Below are 16,673 nucleotides of genomic sequence, written 5' to 3'. Positions count from 1 at the left end.
GTTATTTTACCGTTCCTAAATAGAGATACCCGTCTGGAGCAGCCGGTGCTCCTTTACTGATCGTAAATTCAAACGGTTGGCCTTTTGCTTCACTAGCTACTGCCAAATGGCAAAGAGCAATTCCGACATCTAATTCCGTCAGCTTATAGATCATTCCCGGCAAGCCTTTGATCTTTTTCTGACGATAAACAAAGATTGCTCCGTTATTTACGATAAAATACCACGGCTGACCGTTTAAGCCAGAAGGTGCTAACCGGGCCGCTTCGAGCCGGGCATCTTTGCCTTCAGAAATATCCTTGAGTGTCTTGCGCTCAAACTCGGTTGCGGTTCTACTACTCGGTTCCGCCGGCTCACCAAAAGCCAAGCCAATAATGTAATCTTGATTGTCTGCTTTAGGTTTTAACATGCCCAACCAACGGGCCGCATAACCTTTTGAAAATAAAAATAAATCCACATATTGAAACATGAACCCCGCGCAAGCATCTCTTAAGGGTTGCTCTTTGCCATAAATCAAAAGATAATGGGGAGCTTTGGGAACACCGAGCCCTTTCACGCCTTCCGGTCCAACTAATTGATAAGTAATTTCTGCTCCAGGCAAAAGCGGCCTAAGCCCTGCAAGCATAGCCTCCATTTCATTGAGCAGCTCCTTTGATAACGGTGTCGCTTTGAAATTTCTGGTCGACTTCCGGGTAAAAATACTCGAATACAACTCCATCACACACACTCCTTTTCCATTATAAAAAAACATCGGAGAGGAATCCCCGATGCTTAGTCAACATATTTTGAATCCGTATTGTTCAGCCAAGCATAGCCCAGTCCCATGACCAAGCCACCGCCGATAAAATTCCCAATCAAGGTGAAAAATAGATTATGCCCAATGTTTCCAGCCGTCATTTCAGCGATCGTTCCATGAGAAGCAAAGTACGCCAGTGAAAAAGCTGGGAAATTGGCAATCACGTGCTCAAAACCTAAGAAAGCAAAGATGAAAATGATAAAGATAATCGCCATAACTTTAGCGGCATCATCTTTCATCCGCAGACTGACTAAAACAGCGGTATTGACTACGATATTGGCGAACATCCCTTCGACTAAAATCTGACTGGTCGATTTGGTCAGCTTCGCAGCAATTCCGGTAAACATATAATTTTCTGGTTCTAAGTGACCAAATGACGCGGTCAATGACAGCAAGTAGCCGCAAAGGACACCGCCGATTAGATTGAATAAAATACAAGTGAATAATAATTTGAAGGCGAAAGATACGGACATTTTTTTCTTGTAAACACCAATTGTGGTGTATAACATATTTGACGTTCCTAATTCTGCATTCATAAAGAGGATCATCACTAACGACCAGCTAAACATGAAAGCATAGGCCATTTTTTCCAAACCTGGAATGGCTTCTTGCATACGAATGGCGATATAAAAAGCAATAGCTGTTCCTAACGCTAAAAATAAACAAGCAAACATTGAACGTACTGCATAACGAGGCAAACTCGAATTAAACAAATCAATTTTTTTTCTAATAGAATACTCAATCTGAGACATCAAACCTGAATGATTCTTCACATTCTGCGCATTTTCAATCCCAGTTGTTTCTTCAATTTCCATAAATAAGTCCGATTTCATAAAGTTCCTTCCTTCTTGGCAGAAGCCATAATGTAAAGGTATCATACAAGATTTTCAGATAATTTTCAATGAAAAGTTAAAAAAAGCAGAATGTTGAGAAAAAATGCACAAGTTATTTAAATTTATTAGTAAAATGGCGTATGATAGAACTAAATAGGGAGGACGTTTAATGGCTAAACAAATCTTAAAAGCTGAAGTAACCTCTTTAGGTGGGCTCCAGCTGAAATGCTCCGCTCGTGGCTTTGAATTTATGATCGATGAACCGGAAAATGTCGGTGGCACAAATGCCGCGATGAACCCATTGGAAGCTCTGCTATGTTCATTAGGAGCCTGTAAAATGATGGTGGCGCGCTTTTTTTATCAACCAAAACAGATTCATTTGAAAAAAATGCGGGTCGAACTTTTAGGTGAAATTGACTCTGAACGTTTAAAAGGGCATCCAGACGTAAAAGTTGGCTTTTCAAAAATCACGACCAACTATTATATCGACGCCGCAAACAGCGCGGCCGAAATTCAAGCCTTTGTTGAATTTATCGAAAAAACCTGTCCGGTGAAAGACACGATCGTCAATGCACCAGAAATGGAGTTACATATCAACCCATAAAAGTAGGAGGTGTGACATAAGCCTTGTCACACCTCCCTTTTTTTCGAATAATGACGTTCCAATAGCTTCTTCGAAAATAAACTGAAGTTTCTTGAAGCTGACCACTTTTGTCACAACCTCTTCTTTAACAATCCATTTTCATCTCATATTGATCGCAAAAATGATCAAAGCCTAGTTTTTCCAACTCTTCGATCCATGCTTGATCAGTAAAATTAATATTATGCAGCCGAACATCCTGGTAGCGTTCACTTAGATTGACCATCAATTGTCCTAATTCCCTCAGTTTTCCTTCGCGTCTGCCCCATTGCTTCACGTGCCCATTATCCTTTTGGTAAATAATAAACGCATCGCAATCCTCCGCAGACCCTATAAACATAATCAGATAATCAGCGGGAAATGCCTGTAAAATTTCGGTTCGATTTTCAAACGAAGGCGCGTCATGCTGCAATGGGGACAGTGAATCCAGCGGAAACTCTGTGATTGGCAGTTCTTGAAAGTCCTCTGTTCCCTCTGCGGTATCTTTTGCATTTCCGCGGAAACAAGCATATTCCTTAATGACATCCAAGCCCATTTTTTTGTATGTCGCCACCGCTGGCGCATTGGTTTGGATCACCTCCAGACCATAATAGGCAAAATCGTGCTGCGTTAATAACTTCATGCAAAAATCCATCATTTTGGAATAAAGCCCTTTACGCCGATGAGCCGGAACGACTCCTGTCGCTGCATCAAAGGCCACCTTTTCACCATTGTATTCTCCCACTGCGTTCAGTAAAACAGCTACTAGCTCATCACCGACAAAGGCCCCGCAGGATAAATCATACTGGACATTTTCACTCTGAAAACGATGATTGAGCACCTCATCTCCCAGCTCCATTTTTACATAGTAATCGGAAAAAGCTTCCCGCATACACGCGGCGATCTTTGGGAACTCTACACCTGACAAATCTTTGATCTCGTACATTTCACTGCTCCTTTCTTTACTTATAACTTTAAATTTTTTCACATCCTGCTCTTCGATATAGCATAGCATGAAGTCGGTTCAATTAAAAAGTGAACAAAAGTACCCCCACTGAAATATGAACAAAAAAAATATTTTTTTGAATTCAAGCTCTATTTTAAAATATTTTTTAAGCAAAATCCGAACTTTATTCAGATTTTTTATATTAAAATTCGAAAAATCATCGACAGTAAAAATATCTGGTGTTATTATTTTTGAAAACACTGGATATTTCAGAGAGAGCAGGAAAACATGAAAGAATTGTACGATGGCAAAACAAAAACAGTCTTACTAGATGAAGCAAATAAGGAAGTCTACTTATTCTTCAAAGACAGCGCAACTGGTGAAGATGGCGTCTTTGACCCAGGTTCCAATACGGTCGGCGGCAGTGTCGCTGGTAAAGGAAAAGTCGGCTTGACTGTTTCCAAATACTTTTTTGAGCTGATGGAAAAAAATGACATCCCTACTCACTATTTAGATGCAGATATCGAAAAAGGTGTCATGAAGGTTCGCCAGTTGACAGTCCCAAATTTAGAATTTGTTTTACGCTACTTCACAGCCGGCAGTATGTGCCGCCGCTTTACCTTGCCAGAAGGCTTGCTTTTCGACTCACCATATTTGGAAGTTACTTTAAAAGACGATGAACAAGGTGATCCCTTGATTACCGATCGTTTGTGCCAAATGAAAGATATTTTAAAACCTGGGCAATTCGATGAAGCCTTAGATATTTTAACCAAAGTCGGCACGGTTCTTAAAGATGCTTTAGCCGAAATGAACTTGACCTTAATTGATTTCAAAATTGAAATTGGTTATGATGCTGCTGGAAAAATGTACGTGGTTGATGAAATCACCCCTGATATCTGGCGCGTCAAAGATGAAGATGGCAATATTCCTAACCAGATTGACTGTGCCCAGTTGATCCTAGATAAAATTCAATAAAGCAAACAGCCTTTGTCCACTAGGTGGACAGAGGCTGTTTTTTTCTTATTAAACGACTTCTTTTTCAGACATTTTTACTGAAGCACTGCCTTTTTTGGACGCAAAGGAAAGAATGATTCCTAGTGCGATCGAACTAAAGGCGGCCACCACCACACGGATGTTTTCCGGTAAAAGAAAAACAATCGTATGCACCGGAATCCAGAAACAGATCCCGACTTTCAACCAATTGAAGGTCACAAAGGCGGTCCAATCAATTTTTCCGATCAGCCCTTTCAAACTCACCGGCTCCTTTGCTGCCGATGTTTCGATCCACAATTCCATGATTCGATGAAAGGTATTCATCGCCGGTGCAAAGGTCAAATTCATAATACTGCTGCCGCAAAAAGCCTGAACAAGCGAGACCCCGGCAAAAGGCAACAGGTTTCCTGCCTGAGCCAAGCCTGCGCCACCCATAAAGACTGGGAACACGAGTGTCACCATACAACCAATCATTCCCCACACAAGCGCCCGCAGCCAGACTTGGGTGGAAAAGCTGTATTCGCCAGTCACGATACGTTTGCCGAAAAGATCCCCTAGCGTCGCTAAGATGGCAAACTGGACGAAACCGCCCAGATATGGATGTGCGCCACTGGCGGCTAGAATCAGCTCGCGCGTTGCCGGGATGACGAATAAACCCACTAAGCACAGCAATGCTAGAACCCAAAGAATATCGCCTTTTTTCATTTTAGCATCCTCCTATCATTTGGGTGGCTGATACTCTTTGTCCATTACTACAACTGCCTTGATCACATCCCCACTAATCGAATCTGCTTCCGCTTGATTGATGTTTTCGAAATCGTAATATTTGATAAATTGATCGAATGGGAATTCACCACGTTTGTAAAAGTCAATCAAATTGGGCAAATGGTATTTAGCGATCGTATCCCCAATCAAAACACCACGAACCTTTTTATTACCAAAAACTAGATCAAAGAAGGTATTGACTTCAAAATTCTTCTGGGTCACTGCTAGCGGCACAAAGGTTCCCGAATTGCTGACTGAATGGAGAGCTTTGGTCATGACTGGTCCGACACCAGTCGAATCGATTACATAATCTAACCCTCTGCCCTCAGTTAACTCCTTGATGAACGCTTCAGGATCTTCTTCCTTACTATTGAAAATATGACTTGCGCCTAATTCTTTGGCTTTGGCTAAACGTTGATCGTTGATGTCGATCGCCACGATTGGATAGCAACCAGCGATTTTCGCGGCCATAACTGCCGAAAAACCGACCGCACCAGTTCCGAAAACCGCGATGCCTTCCCCAACTTTTGGTTGCAAGACACTTAATACGGCGCCACTACCAGTCCCTAAGCCACAACCTAATGGGCCCAATAAACGTAAATCGACATCTTTGGCTACTTTTACCACATTCGATTCTTCAGTCAGACTATAGGTTGAAAAAGAAGATTGATTAAAGAAGTTATTAACTTCTGTCCCCTCCTCTGTGTGTAAAATAAATTCTCCCCGCGGGTTCTTGCCAAGATTATTGACCGTAAACCATTTTTCACAAGACGATGGATGACCTTCCACGCAGTGTTTACACTCGCCGCAGTAAGCATAAGATAAAATCACATGATCCCCCGGTTTGACTGAGGTGACTGCATTGCCAACTTTTTCAACGATCCCCGCACCTTCATGGCCTAAAACATTCGGGAAGTTGATACTGTTACCGTTTCTTTCGCCATAATCCGAGCGACATAAGCCCGACGCGACGATTTTTACTAAGACATCTTTTGAGCCGACCTCAGCTAATTCCAATTCGGTAATTTCGTAAGGGGCGCCTTTTTCCTTTACTAATGCTGCTTTGATTTTCATTCGTGTTGCTCCTTTCCCATTTTGAACTATTTTTATCAAGTATTTATCGTTAGTGATAATGGAATTGTTTCAGTTCTTCTTCGCCTAAAACCACGCGTTCTGCCCCTTTTGATAAAGCAATCATCTCGTGTTCACCCGGAACTGCAATGATTGGCGCGATGAAACCGACCCGTTTGGTCAACTCCGCCACAACAAGCTCTGAATAAGCGACTCCACCAGTCAAGGCGATGCGATCGACGATTCCATTGGTGACGGTCGCTAGGCTTCCGATCCCTTTGGCAATCTGATAGATATAGGCATCATACACCGTTTTTAAAGCTTGATCGCCGGCTGCAATCCGAGCTTCGATCGCTCTTGCATCACTAGTTCCAGCGTAAGACTTCAGTCCACCCTCTCGTTTATAAAGCCTTAGCATTTCTTTTAAAGAATGCTCATAACACAAAGGCATCAAATACTTCAACGGAAGACCACCGGTCCGCTCGGTCGAGAAAGGACCCTCATCATCTGAGATCAAATCGATCATCCTGCCGTGATGATGAATACTGATAGTATTCCCCCCGCCTAAATGAGCGACAATCAGTGTTGCTTTCTGATAATCCAAGCCTTCTTCTCGTGCCACCTTCATTGCCACCGCTCGCATATTTAAGGCGTGGCCGAGGCTCTGCCGTTCAATCCCCTTTAAACCGGAAATTCGAGCAACATCCTCCAACTCGTCGACCGAGACGGGATCATAAATCAATGCCAAAGTCCGAGGATTGCCCTGCTCTTTGATTTCATGCGCCAGTATGGCCCCTAAGTTTGACGGATGTTCATTTTTGGTGACGTGTTTCAAATAATCAAGCATTGCCTGATTGACTTCATAAGCACCAGCCGCAACCGGTGGTAAACTGCCGCCCCGTCCAGCCACCGCGTCTAATTCTTGTGGATCGATTCCCTCCGCGTTCATAAACGCGAATAAAATATCACGACGAAAGGCGATTTGCTCGATGACTGTTGAAAAATCTCTTAATTCCTCCGCCGAGTGGGAAATACTTCGTTCTTTAATAATCTCACCGTCGACATAGTAAGAAACTTTGGTTGATGTCGAACCGGGATTGATCGCTAAGATTTTCATCGGCTACCCCCTCCTGCTACAGTACATGGCAACTACTATCGAATAGACTTTTTCCGCTTCTGTTGATCCTCGTGAGGCCATTACGATCGGCACTTCTGCCCCCATGATTAATCCCGCCATTTTAGCATTCGCCAAAACAGTCAAGCTTTTGCCTAAAACATTCATCGTGGTGATATCAGGTCCGACGAGAATATCTGCATCCCCTGCAACAGGGCTATGGTACTGCTTGATTTTTGCGATTTCCCGACTTAAAGCCAGATCCAATGAAATGGGGCCGTCAATCCAGCAACGTTCAGGGCTTTCCTGCTGAATTTCTGTCATGATGGCTTCCGCTTCCACACTTGAAGCAATTTTGGGATTGACTTTTTCAGCCGCCGCTAATAGCCCAACTTTCGGTTTATCCACCCCGATTTTAGTCATCACTTCGATGGCGTGTTGGATCAATTGTTTCTTTTCTGCTTTTGTCGGTGCAGTCACCATCCCGCCATCGGTTGTCAGCAACAATTTGTGATACGCCGGGATCTCATTTAGTGCGACATGGCTCAGCAAATTATCGGCAATCCCTTTCTCACGATCCACGATCGCTTTTAAAAAGGTGCGCGTTTGTATATGTCCTTTCATTAAAAAATCAATTTTCTGCTCGCGAACTAGCGCCACTCCGATCGAGGCACATTCTTCTTCCGTCTCAGCCGCAACAATCTCTGCCGAGTAGCCGTTTTTAGCTAAAATCGCCGAGATCTTTGCTTCATCACCAATTAAAATTGGTTCTAAAAAAGCTTGCAACTTTTCATTGAATACCGCTCGAATACTGACTTCATCATTTGCACAAACAACGCCGATCCGGATTTTCTCAACACTAGTGAAATTGGTTAATAGTTCCTCAAGTTTCCCCATCGTTTTCACCTATTCCCACGGATTACCTGAAAATTTAGGAGCAATCGGCATGGCGATTCTAGAAATATTGATCAGATGAGTGTAGGTCAAATTTTCCGAAATAATATTGTTTCCCCAAGAGCCACAGCCTAGAGAGACGGTTGGGTTCAAGCCATTCACCGGAGAACCACCAGCATCGATCGTGGGCTGGTTCACCACCAAGCGACTGACTGGTAAAATTTCGCCGGCATAGATGCGATGCTCTTTGGAATGACTGAATAAGCCCGCCGAATGGCCTGAGCCTTCTAACAATAGATTTTCCCGCGCAAAGTCAACCGCTTCTTCAAAGGTATCATAGCTCTTCAATGCTAAAACCGGCGCCATTTTTTCTTTACAGAACCATTCGTCTGCGCCGACTTTTGTCACTTTCACGGCAATAATTTGACTATCTGCCGGAATTTCGATTCCCGCTGCAGCCGCGATTACTTCAGGATCTTGGCCAATCAGATCAGGATTCGCTCGACCGTCAATAAAAAGTGCCCCTCTTAATTGATTCAATGCCGTTTCATCAGTAATAACCGCCGCACCTTTCTCAGCTAATTGTTCAAACAGCTCAACTTCTTTTTCTTGCGGATAAATCAAACTTTGCTGGCACGCACAGACGATCCCGTTATCAAACGATCGGCCGATCACGGATAATTCTGCTGCTGCAGCTAGATCAAAATCACGATCTAAAATGGCTTGGACATTTCCTGGGCCCACCCCATAAGCCGGATGTCCGCTGGAGTATGCCGCTTTAACTAACCCTGGTCCGCCGGTCGCGACGATCAAATCGACTGAGCGCATTAATTCTTGCGACAATTCAATGCTAGGTTCTTCAATCACTTGCAATAGATCTCGAGGGGCTCCAACACTGACTAAGGCTTCCCGCATCAGTTCAATCGTCTCTTTTGTCGTCTTTTTCGAGCGTGGATGGGGTGAAACAATCATGGCATTTTTTCCTTTTAGCGCCATTAAGCCGTTGCCCAGCGGTGTGATAGTTGGATTGGTGGTCGGTGTGACGGAACCGATTACCCCAACTGGGTGAGCTACTTCAATCAGTCCTTCTTCAGGAATTTCTCTGAGTACACCCACCGATTTTTTGCCTTTCATACTAGCAAAGATATTGGTCGCCATCCCTTGATTCTTGCCTATTTTATGATCTAAACGACCTAGCCTCGTTTCTTCAATTGCTAACTTCGCTAAAGGCTCCGCCTGATCAAAAACCGCTTTAGAAACTGCAAAAAGCATGGCATCTACTTGCGCTTGATCGTACCCGCTGATTTTCTCCATTGCCTCACGTGCCTGTTGGACCATTTCCTGCATTGTCATTTGCTTTTACCCCTTTCATTTTTACATACATTAGTGTATGTTTCTTCTAAACTCAATATACGTTCGCTTGTAAGCGCTGTCAATTTAGTGAAAAAGAGAACTTGTCCGCAAAAGGCTGCTACGAACAAGTTCTCCATTTTTCTAAATATTTTTAAAAATAATTGAAATACTGCGACTAATGGCGGCCGGCGTATAGTTTTGCGTTACTTCTTGCGGTGTTCCCGAACTATACATTCCCTCAAAATAATTGTAGAGCAGACTTGCAACCGCGGCAGCATCCTTCTCACCTAGCCCCTCTTTTCTCAGTCCAGTTAAAAAGAATGCATAGAGTCGCCCACGTGTCTCACCAAAAATCTTCAACAGCTCAGAAAATTCCGGATAAACTTCTAAAGTCTTCAATGACTGCTGCAAAAATTTGAAGACGGGCTGATTTTGAGATGGAACAGTCAGTATCCGCACGGTTTTTTCTTGAAAACTCAATGTATCATCCAGCATGATCACTTTTTTTTGCTGTTTGATTTGTTCAATCGTCTGGGAAACTACTTCCCCAAAAAGCTCCGACTTATTCTTAAAATGCCAATAGGCTGCTCCGCGGCTGACATTCGCATCTTTTGATATTTTTTCTAAAGATGTATTCTCAAAGCCAACCTCCAAGAAATTTTGAAATGCGGTTTCCAACAACCGCTGTTTAGTTTTCAGACTGTCCTGTTTTCGTTTCATATTTTCACTCCTAAACTTAAAAAAACAAAAAAAAGGATTTTCAATTCGTTTTTCCTTTTTTTCAGATTTTTAAAAAAATCTCCCAAATAGAGGGGCTTGTGAATTTATTTCTTTTTAAGTTGCCACTTAATCGACCGAATCCGTTTCCATTTTTACACAAATTAAAGCATTTTGAAAGTAAAAAAGCCATCAAGGAACCTTCCTTGAGGGCTTTTAGTGTCCGGTGATTATTTCATCGGCGGAATAACCGCTAACAGACCACTGCTTAACGTGATATATATGGAAGAAGCAGTTGGTAATGTTTCCGTTGTGATCTTCTTCGCCGGCAAAGCGGAAGCTGCTAAGGCAATCAAGCTTTCAGCTCGGAAAAGATTAATAAAATGCTTAGTTGACATCATCTGCGGAATCCGCGGATTATTAATCAGACTGGCAATCAATTTTGATTGGATTCGATCACTTGTATCAAATTTCTTATTCGTAGCACTAATTTCTGGCCCTGTCTGTTCTTCCTTAACCTCTTTAGCATGGTCGAACTCAGTGAGCTCATAGGCTTCAATAATCGCATTTAATTTCTCAGCATATTGCTTATCCGTTGCATAGCGGCCTTGCAAATACTTTGTGGCATCCTTATAAGATTCCGTTTGATCCTTCCAAGCGGGCTTATAGAAATCCTGATTTCCTGAGATTCCTTGCTTCAGTAATTTTGCATAATCTTCTAATGACTCTTTATAAGAAGGATATTTTCTGAATTCAGCGGTAATTTGGAAACTAGACCCTGCGTCATCTTGTTCTAAAGTTCTGAAAGAAACGCTTTGATCCTCAAATTTTCCTTTGATACCAAATAAGTTGTAGTTTGGCTCACTAGCTAAACTGCTATTGCCCGAACCACTTTCCAAAATTGCTTGAGCAATCATCACAGAAGAATAGATCCCATTCTTTTGTCCGACCTCACGAGACGTCTCACCGATTTTTTCAATAAACTGATCCGTCGTTTGGTTTTTATTAAAAATAAATGGTTGACTTGGACTATATTCACCAAAGGCATTTGATAATGAACCGGTGGCTTTTGCTAAGCCTGCAACATTTACTCGTACCGCAAAAGTCGGCGCAAATGCACTAATACTGCCGATCTTCACCACATCCCCTGGTTGCGGTGCATGGATGTATTGACCATTGCCGATATAGATGGCGACATGGGTCGTGACACTAGTTGGCGCGCCCCAAAACAGCAAATCACCTGGCTGTGCTTGGCTGACGGGAATTTGTGTCCCAGCATATTGCTGATCCCCAGTCCAACCGCCAATGTTATGACCAGTGGTATTCGCATAAACCACGTAGGCTAAACCTGAGCAGTCAAAAGCGTTCGGCCCTTTGGCTCCCCAAACATATGGCTTACCCAAATGACGATAGGCTTCTTGCACAATCGCTGTTTGTACATCGTTGCTAAAGGTCGGCACTGCTTGATTGGATGGTACCCGAACATCACTTGACGAATCGGCTTGCGGTTGGCGAGCGGAATTGTTTTCCGCCGGCTTTTTGCTATTTTGGCTCGTTTGGCCATTTGAATTCGGTTTGCTTTGATTAGAATTATTGCCAGTATTATTCCCTGCTGGCTTTTCCGGTGTCGGTGTTGGCTTTGGATCAGGTTTCGGCTCCGGTTTTGGTGCAGGCTCCGGAACTGGTTCTGGTTCAGGTGTTGGCTTTTCTTCGGCTTTTTCAGTTACATTAAACTGAACGGTTACATCCGAGTCCGGCATCGTAAATTTACTGTTTCCATCTCCACTGGTTGATATTACAGCCCCAGTTTGTTGACTCGTTACAATCACTTCTTTTAGCTCAAACTTATCAGCCAATGTCACAGTGTAATGAACTTCTGTTCCAGCAACCAAGCCTTCTTCAGAGACTGGTTGGAAAGCAATGCTATTTCCCTTTTCATCAGTGTAACTATTATTAATAAGCGAATTACCATTTACTAACAAATTATGCGGTTGGATTACTGGCTCTTCAGAACTTCCTGTACTTTCCGTACCAGAACTTTCAGTCGACTGTTGACTTGAAGAAACCGTAGCCGAGTTACTAGCAACGGTACTACTTTCTTCAGCAAAGACTTGTTGTGAAGCTAAAAGAGTCGGAGCTGTCAAAGTCCCTAGCGCTAGTAGACTTACTACTTTATTGTACTTCACACGGATCCCTCATTTCTAAATATATTACTATATATAATATTTTCCTTAATCATCTACTATAATATCATTAATTTCAGATTGTGTCTAAAGAGTCAACATATATTCACAAAATCTTCTAAAACACTAATAAAAGTTGTTAAAACCGGTCAATCTAGATAAAATTATTGCAATAATTATTGTTGGATCGGTGATTTATCAGACTCATCGTAAACATTTATGATTACAATTATTTAACAAAACAATATTTTCAAATACTATTTCCGATTACTAAAACATTATGACTATTAGACAAAACCCCTGAATTGTTTAACTTTTTTATTTAATAAAACATACGCAAAAAAAAGCGATCAAATCGAGTAATTATACTGAATCAAATTCTTTGCTTGCAGGCGACGAGCCACAAAAAAACCGGGACCTAGACACTCAGCCGTCTAGGTCCCGGTTTAGCTTATCCTCTTGCTTTAATGATCGTTTGCATCAAACCTGAGATCGTTCGCTCATGAAAATGAGTCATGCGGACACTTTCACCGCTCTCAGTTCGCCAGATTTTATTTTCATAAAAACCGACATTGTCGCGCGTCCCATCCATCAATTCTTTCCCATAGCCTAATACTAATCGAATAGCCTCCCGCGTTGGTTCATCGCTTTTGAAATAACCAGGATAGCTGCGTAAGTATTCATCAAGATCACTGTTTTTCGATACTTTCCAGTCTTCAATAAAATCTTCTAAAGCAGTCACAACATTGCTTGTTTGAATATTCCATAAAGTTATATCTACCTGACTTTGCATAATAGCCCCTCCATTTTCCCCTTTTTTTCTTATTTATGTATATAACTATTATAAAGTGCTTTCATTTTAATTAGCTGAGATAAGCCCTATTTTTTTATTAAAAAACGCATTGACAAAAAGGTAAACTTTAAATATTTTGAAGTTTACCTTTTTTAAAACAATTTTACTTCTGCTCTTTCTCATTTTCAGTTATACTAATACAAATTGATTTAGTAAGGATGATTTTTAATGCTCACTTTTTTAATTAACAAAATTACCGAACGTTCCAAGGGAAACAAACGAACCAGTGTCGGTATTCTCGCCGGTATTTTAGGTTTACTTTCAAACTTGGTGCTTTTTATAGCAAAATTTTTCATTGGTTCTTTATCTGGTAGTGTCTCTATCATGGCCGATGCCATGAATAACTTATCCGATACTGCCTCTTCGATCATTACCTTAGCGGGCTTCAAAATTGCCGGCAAACCCGCCGACGAAGACCACCCCTATGGTCATGAACGCTTTGAATATATCAGCGGCTTTGTCATTTCGATCTTAGTGACCTACGTCGGTGTGCGTTTTTTAGACAGCTCCTTTGTGAAAATTTTAAAACCAAGCAGCGTATTACTTTCGCCGATTATTTATATTGTTTTGATTTTATCCATTTTAATGAAGTTTTGGCAATCCTTCATGTATCGCCGGCTCGGCCGCGAGATTGACTCTGACACCCTGAAAGCCACCGCTCAAGATAGTATCAATGATGTCTACACTACGATTGCCGTCTTGATCTCAGCCGTGATCGAATGGTTCAGCGGCTGGCGGATCGATGGATATATCGGTTTCTTGATTGCTTTATACATCATTTATTCCGGGATCAAGATGATTCTCGGATTTATCAATGATCTGATGGGGGTGCGTCCGCCAGATACTGAAGTGCAGGCGATTCGTCAGCATCTCGATAATTATTCGGATATTATCGGCTACCACGATTTGTTGATCCATAGTTACGGCCCCAACAGCATCTTTGCTTCCGTCCATATCGAGGTCAATCAAGACTGGAGCTTGCCCCATGCCCATGAAGTCATTGATGCTATTGAATACGATGTGAAAGAAAATCTCGGCGTGGATCTCGTATGTCACTTGGATCCGTATCCCTTAGATGATCCGGATTTCAAACGCGTCGCACCGGAATTGAAAAAAATCCTAAAAAATATCGATCCCCATTTACGTTTTCATGATTTGCGGGTGGACAAAACAACGACCCCGGAAACGATTTACTTCGATTTAGTCGTCCCGGCGGAATTAAAAAAAGTTTCTAATTCGGAATTGCAAGATCAGATTAGTCAACGCTTCATTACAGAAAACTCGCCCGCCAAACTCACCATCACCTTTGACCGGACGTATCTATTATAGAAAAAGAGCCTTGGCGTACGCCAAGGCTCTTTTTAACTATTTTTGTTCTAGGTCCAGCAAATATTGTTTGCGTTTCAAGCCACCGGCATAGCCAGTTAGCTTCCCATCGCTGCCAATTACTCGATGGCAAGGAACCACAATCGCCAGTTTGTTACTGCCATTGGCACGGCCGACTGCCCGCACTTTATTTTTATCTCCTAAGCGTAAGGCAATCTCACGATAACTGACCGTTTCCCCGCTAGGAATGGTCAGTAAAACCTGCCAGACGGCTTTTTGGAAAGCCGAACCATCCAAAAATAAAGGCAATGAGAATTCGTGACGCTCCCCTTTGAAATACTCAGCTAGTTGTTCTGAAACTTGCTGACTGATCGTCGTTTGGCCATAAATTATCCGAAAATTATAGTTTGTCCGTAATTGCTCAATTTCCCGTTCTAAGCCCCGTCGGTCTTCAAACTCTAGTAAATACAAGAACTCATCGTCCGTTAAGCACAGCATTCGACCGATTGGCGTTGAAATAAACGTGGCACTTAAAGGTCGAAGGGTCACTTTTTTCGCGGGATTCCCCATAATTTTAGTAAAGGCATCATTGAATCCACTGGCGGATTCATAGCCTGCTTCAAACTGTTGATCAATCACTTTGCCCCCTTGACTGATCTCCTTAAACGCTAACCCCATTCTTCGGGCCCGCGCATATTGCATAAAAGTCATCTGATAAATTTCTTTGAATTTTCTGCGAGCGGTCGCTGAATTCAGGCCAAATTCAGCAAAATCGGCTTCTGTCCAACGTTTTTCCGGTTGTTCCTCGACTGCATCCACCAAGAACTGGACCTCTGTCGGAAGCTCCCGAGGAAAGGACAGCGGCTGGCAAAGCTTGCAAGGCCGATAACCTGCTAATAACGCTTCTTCAGCCGTTTCATAAAACTCGCAATGCTCAAATTTCGGTTTCCTAGCTCGACAAGTCGGGTGACAGAAAATCCCCGTCGTCTTTATTCCGGCAAAAAAGATTCCTTCATAATTTCGATCCTTTTCTTTCAGCGCTCGGTAATATTCTTCCTGTTTTTGCTTTGACGTAATCATGTTGCCTCGCTCCTCGTCATAACTCGATGCTTAGATTATAGCGCCTGATCCAAAGAAATGCTTACGAAAAATGAACAACTAATTTTTTTATGCTCGTCATTTCAAGAGAAAAACTCAAGTTGCAGACCTTGCCAAAATCATTTATATCACTGGATTATCAATAACCGTTATTCAGCGGTCAAATCACGCCTAAAAAAGACCGTGTCGACATCCATCAAATGATAATCTTGGGGCATCTGCGACTTAGGCCAGTGCTCAAAGCCATTTTTTTGATAAAAGCGTTGTGCGGCTTTCAGCACATCGACCGTTCCTAAATAAAGGCGTTGGTACCCCTGCGCTTTACAATAGTCCACCAAAGTATCCAATAATTTCTTCCCAACTTGTTTTTCGCCGCGAAATTCTTTTGCGGCAAACATTTTTTTGATGGCCCCATTATGATTTTTCAGCTTCACTAAAGCGATCGTGCCAACGACCCGTTCACCGTCAAGCGCCAACCAAAAGTTTCCCCCACGATCGATGTACTCTTCTTTAATTTTCAAGAGATCTGGCTGATCAGTCAGACTAATTTCAATTCCGAATTCAGTCTGCTGAATCGGCAAGATCAAATCAACCACTTGGTCTGTGTATTGTTCTTCAAAAGGGATAATTCTTATTTCTGACAATTTGATTCACTCCTTTTTTTATTCTTCTAATTCATTCGGGATGACTTGATATAAAATTTTTTCAATCGTCCCCATCGCCGCGACTAATTCTTGATAATCGTCATCTGATAAAGGCTCCAGTAACTCGATTACTTGCTGATCGGACTGTTCTTCAACGTATTCGTTCAAAGCGTTTCCTTTTTCCGTCAGAAATAAATGGAGATTACGACTATCATTGGGATCTTTCATTTTATAAATATATGTATTCTTTTCCAATTTACTCAGTTTCCGGCTCAAATAGCTTTTCTTAATATTCAAATACTTCGTTAATTCGTTAGCAGTAATGCTGGGGTGCCGGCCGATCTCCCCTAATATCCGCATCTCGCTCATCGAATAATCCAAGTCAAAGACTTTTTGATCGAAGACGCCTAAAATTCGTGTGTAATAGCGATTGAACTTTCGTATATCGCCTGTCTCCATCGTTTACACCTC

Annotated in this window: 17 protein-coding genes; 3 read left to right on the top strand and 14 right to left on the bottom strand. The window is 42.2% G+C overall.

What is annotated here, in order from left to right; all coding sequences use genetic code 11:
* Nucleotide 1: 1 nt before the first annotated feature.
* Both EP1_RS06580 and EP1_RS06575 read right to left on the bottom strand, forming a co-directional pair.
* The gene (locus EP1_RS06580; protein ID WP_067625391.1) at nucleotides 2–715 is read right to left on the bottom strand and encodes a nitroreductase family protein; all 714 of its coding nucleotides are present in this window, start codon (nucleotides 713–715) and stop codon (nucleotides 2–4) included.
* Between the two features lie 53 nt (nucleotides 716–768).
* Nucleotides 769–1,626 carry a formate/nitrite transporter family protein gene (locus EP1_RS06575; protein WP_083507507.1) on the bottom strand — a complete coding sequence of 286 codons (858 nt, stop codon included), beginning with the start codon at nucleotides 1,624–1,626 and terminating at the stop codon, nucleotides 769–771.
* 169 nt (nucleotides 1,627–1,795) lie between these two features.
* Here EP1_RS06575 and EP1_RS06570 point away from each other — a divergent pair, with 169 nt between their 5' ends.
* Nucleotides 1,796–2,230, top strand: a complete 435-nt coding sequence (locus EP1_RS06570; protein WP_067625387.1) for an OsmC family protein — start codon at nucleotides 1,796–1,798, stop codon at nucleotides 2,228–2,230.
* Between the two features lie 124 nt (nucleotides 2,231–2,354).
* Here EP1_RS06570 and EP1_RS06565 read toward each other — a convergent pair whose 3' ends face one another.
* Nucleotides 2,355–3,191, bottom strand: coding sequence for a GNAT family N-acetyltransferase (locus tag EP1_RS06565; protein WP_067625383.1), 837 nt, complete (start codon nucleotides 3,189–3,191; stop codon nucleotides 2,355–2,357).
* A 288-nt stretch (nucleotides 3,192–3,479) separates the two neighbouring features.
* Between EP1_RS06565 and EP1_RS06560 the strand changes: the two genes are divergently transcribed.
* Nucleotides 3,480–4,166, top strand: a complete 687-nt coding sequence (locus EP1_RS06560; protein WP_067625379.1) for a phosphoribosylaminoimidazolesuccinocarboxamide synthase — start codon at nucleotides 3,480–3,482, stop codon at nucleotides 4,164–4,166.
* Nucleotides 4,167–4,214: 48 nt separating this feature from the next.
* On the opposite strand, the gene EP1_RS06555 is transcribed toward EP1_RS06560, so the two are convergent.
* The 8 genes from EP1_RS06555 to EP1_RS06520 form a co-directional block, all read right to left on the bottom strand.
* Nucleotides 4,215–4,889, bottom strand: a complete 675-nt coding sequence (locus EP1_RS06555; RefSeq protein WP_067625375.1) for an Mpv17/PMP22 family protein — start codon at nucleotides 4,887–4,889, stop codon at nucleotides 4,215–4,217.
* 15 nt (nucleotides 4,890–4,904) lie between these two features.
* Nucleotides 4,905–6,023 carry an NAD(P)-dependent alcohol dehydrogenase gene (locus EP1_RS06550; protein ID WP_067625372.1) on the bottom strand — a complete coding sequence of 373 codons (1,119 nt, stop codon included), beginning with the start codon at nucleotides 6,021–6,023 and terminating at the stop codon, nucleotides 4,905–4,907.
* A 49-nt stretch (nucleotides 6,024–6,072) separates the two neighbouring features.
* Nucleotides 6,073–7,137: a butyrate kinase gene (gene buk / locus EP1_RS06545; RefSeq protein WP_067625368.1), complete on the bottom strand. Its 1,065-nt coding sequence runs from the start codon at nucleotides 7,135–7,137 to the stop codon at nucleotides 6,073–6,075.
* A gap of 3 nt (nucleotides 7,138–7,140) precedes the next feature.
* Nucleotides 7,141–8,031: a phosphate acyltransferase gene (locus EP1_RS06540; RefSeq protein ID WP_067625364.1), complete on the bottom strand. Its 891-nt coding sequence runs from the start codon at nucleotides 8,029–8,031 to the stop codon at nucleotides 7,141–7,143.
* 9 nt (nucleotides 8,032–8,040) lie between these two features.
* Nucleotides 8,041–9,381: an aldehyde dehydrogenase family protein gene (locus EP1_RS06535; RefSeq protein WP_067625361.1), complete on the bottom strand. Its 1,341-nt coding sequence runs from the start codon at nucleotides 9,379–9,381 to the stop codon at nucleotides 8,041–8,043.
* Between the two features lie 141 nt (nucleotides 9,382–9,522).
* A complete protein-coding gene (locus EP1_RS06530) occupies nucleotides 9,523–10,101 on the bottom strand; it encodes a TetR/AcrR family transcriptional regulator (protein ID WP_067625358.1) in 579 nt (192 codons plus the stop codon).
* A 227-nt stretch (nucleotides 10,102–10,328) separates the two neighbouring features.
* Entirely contained in the window at nucleotides 10,329–12,284 is a 1,956-nt protein-coding gene (locus tag EP1_RS06525) for a glucosaminidase domain-containing protein (protein ID WP_067625355.1), read from the bottom strand.
* A gap of 448 nt (nucleotides 12,285–12,732) precedes the next feature.
* Complete coding sequence (locus EP1_RS06520; RefSeq protein ID WP_067625351.1) at nucleotides 12,733–13,074, bottom strand: hypothetical protein; 342 nt, start codon at nucleotides 13,072–13,074, stop codon at nucleotides 12,733–12,735.
* A 228-nt stretch (nucleotides 13,075–13,302) separates the two neighbouring features.
* Here EP1_RS06520 and EP1_RS06515 point away from each other — a divergent pair, with 228 nt between their 5' ends.
* Nucleotides 13,303–14,463 (top strand): cation diffusion facilitator family transporter, encoded by a 1,161-nt coding sequence (locus EP1_RS06515; RefSeq protein ID WP_067625348.1) that lies wholly within the window; start codon nucleotides 13,303–13,305, stop codon nucleotides 14,461–14,463.
* A 36-nt stretch (nucleotides 14,464–14,499) separates the two neighbouring features.
* On the opposite strand, the gene EP1_RS06510 is transcribed toward EP1_RS06515, so the two are convergent.
* From EP1_RS06510 to EP1_RS06500, 3 genes are all read right to left on the bottom strand, one after another.
* Nucleotides 14,500–15,540 (bottom strand): bifunctional transcriptional activator/DNA repair enzyme AdaA, encoded by a 1,041-nt coding sequence (locus EP1_RS06510; RefSeq protein ID WP_067625343.1) that lies wholly within the window; start codon nucleotides 15,538–15,540, stop codon nucleotides 14,500–14,502.
* Nucleotides 15,541–15,707: 167 nt separating this feature from the next.
* Complete coding sequence (locus EP1_RS06505; protein ID WP_067625340.1) at nucleotides 15,708–16,202, bottom strand: GNAT family N-acetyltransferase; 495 nt, start codon at nucleotides 16,200–16,202, stop codon at nucleotides 15,708–15,710.
* 18 nt (nucleotides 16,203–16,220) lie between these two features.
* On the bottom strand, nucleotides 16,221–16,661 hold the full coding sequence (locus tag EP1_RS06500; protein WP_067625336.1) for a MarR family winged helix-turn-helix transcriptional regulator: 441 nt from the start codon (nucleotides 16,659–16,661) through the stop codon (nucleotides 16,221–16,223).
* Between the last annotated feature and the right edge of the window lie 12 nt (nucleotides 16,662–16,673).

The organism is Enterococcus pseudoavium NBRC 100491 (assembly GCF_001544295.1).
Classification (GTDB): Bacteria; Bacillota; Bacilli; order Lactobacillales; family Enterococcaceae; genus Enterococcus_A; species Enterococcus_A pseudoavium.
Note: the sequence above shows the minus strand (reverse complement) of the source record. Positions and strands in the feature narration are given on the sequence as shown.

Bases quoted from the DNA above. Each gene is read 5' to 3' on its own strand.
- EP1_RS06580 (WP_067625391.1), bottom strand. From the start codon at position 715: ATGGAGTTGTATTCGAGTATTTTTACCCGGAAGTCGACCAGAAATTTC.
- EP1_RS06575 (WP_083507507.1), bottom strand. From the start codon at position 1,626: ATGAAATCGGACTTATTTATGGAAATTGAAGAAACAACTGGGATTGAA.
- EP1_RS06570 (WP_067625387.1), top strand. From the start codon at position 1,796: ATGGCTAAACAAATCTTAAAAGCTGAAGTAACCTCTTTAGGTGGGCTC.
- EP1_RS06565 (WP_067625383.1), bottom strand. From the start codon at position 3,191: ATGTACGAGATCAAAGATTTGTCAGGTGTAGAGTTCCCAAAGATCGCC.
- EP1_RS06560 (WP_067625379.1), top strand. From the start codon at position 3,480: ATGAAAGAATTGTACGATGGCAAAACAAAAACAGTCTTACTAGATGAA.
- EP1_RS06555 (WP_067625375.1), bottom strand. From the start codon at position 4,889: ATGAAAAAAGGCGATATTCTTTGGGTTCTAGCATTGCTGTGCTTAGTG.
- EP1_RS06550 (WP_067625372.1), bottom strand. From the start codon at position 6,023: ATGAAAATCAAAGCAGCATTAGTAAAGGAAAAAGGCGCCCCTTACGAA.
- buk (WP_067625368.1), bottom strand. From the start codon at position 7,137: ATGAAAATCTTAGCGATCAATCCCGGTTCGACATCAACCAAAGTTTCT.
- EP1_RS06540 (WP_067625364.1), bottom strand. From the start codon at position 8,031: ATGGGGAAACTTGAGGAACTATTAACCAATTTCACTAGTGTTGAGAAA.
- EP1_RS06535 (WP_067625361.1), bottom strand. From the start codon at position 9,381: ATGACAATGCAGGAAATGGTCCAACAGGCACGTGAGGCAATGGAGAAA.
- EP1_RS06530 (WP_067625358.1), bottom strand. From the start codon at position 10,101: ATGAAACGAAAACAGGACAGTCTGAAAACTAAACAGCGGTTGTTGGAA.
- EP1_RS06520 (WP_067625351.1), bottom strand. From the start codon at position 13,074: ATGCAAAGTCAGGTAGATATAACTTTATGGAATATTCAAACAAGCAAT.
- EP1_RS06515 (WP_067625348.1), top strand. From the start codon at position 13,303: ATGCTCACTTTTTTAATTAACAAAATTACCGAACGTTCCAAGGGAAAC.
- EP1_RS06510 (WP_067625343.1), bottom strand. From the start codon at position 15,540: ATGATTACGTCAAAGCAAAAACAGGAAGAATATTACCGAGCGCTGAAA.
- EP1_RS06500 (WP_067625336.1), bottom strand. From the start codon at position 16,661: ATGGAGACAGGCGATATACGAAAGTTCAATCGCTATTACACACGAATT.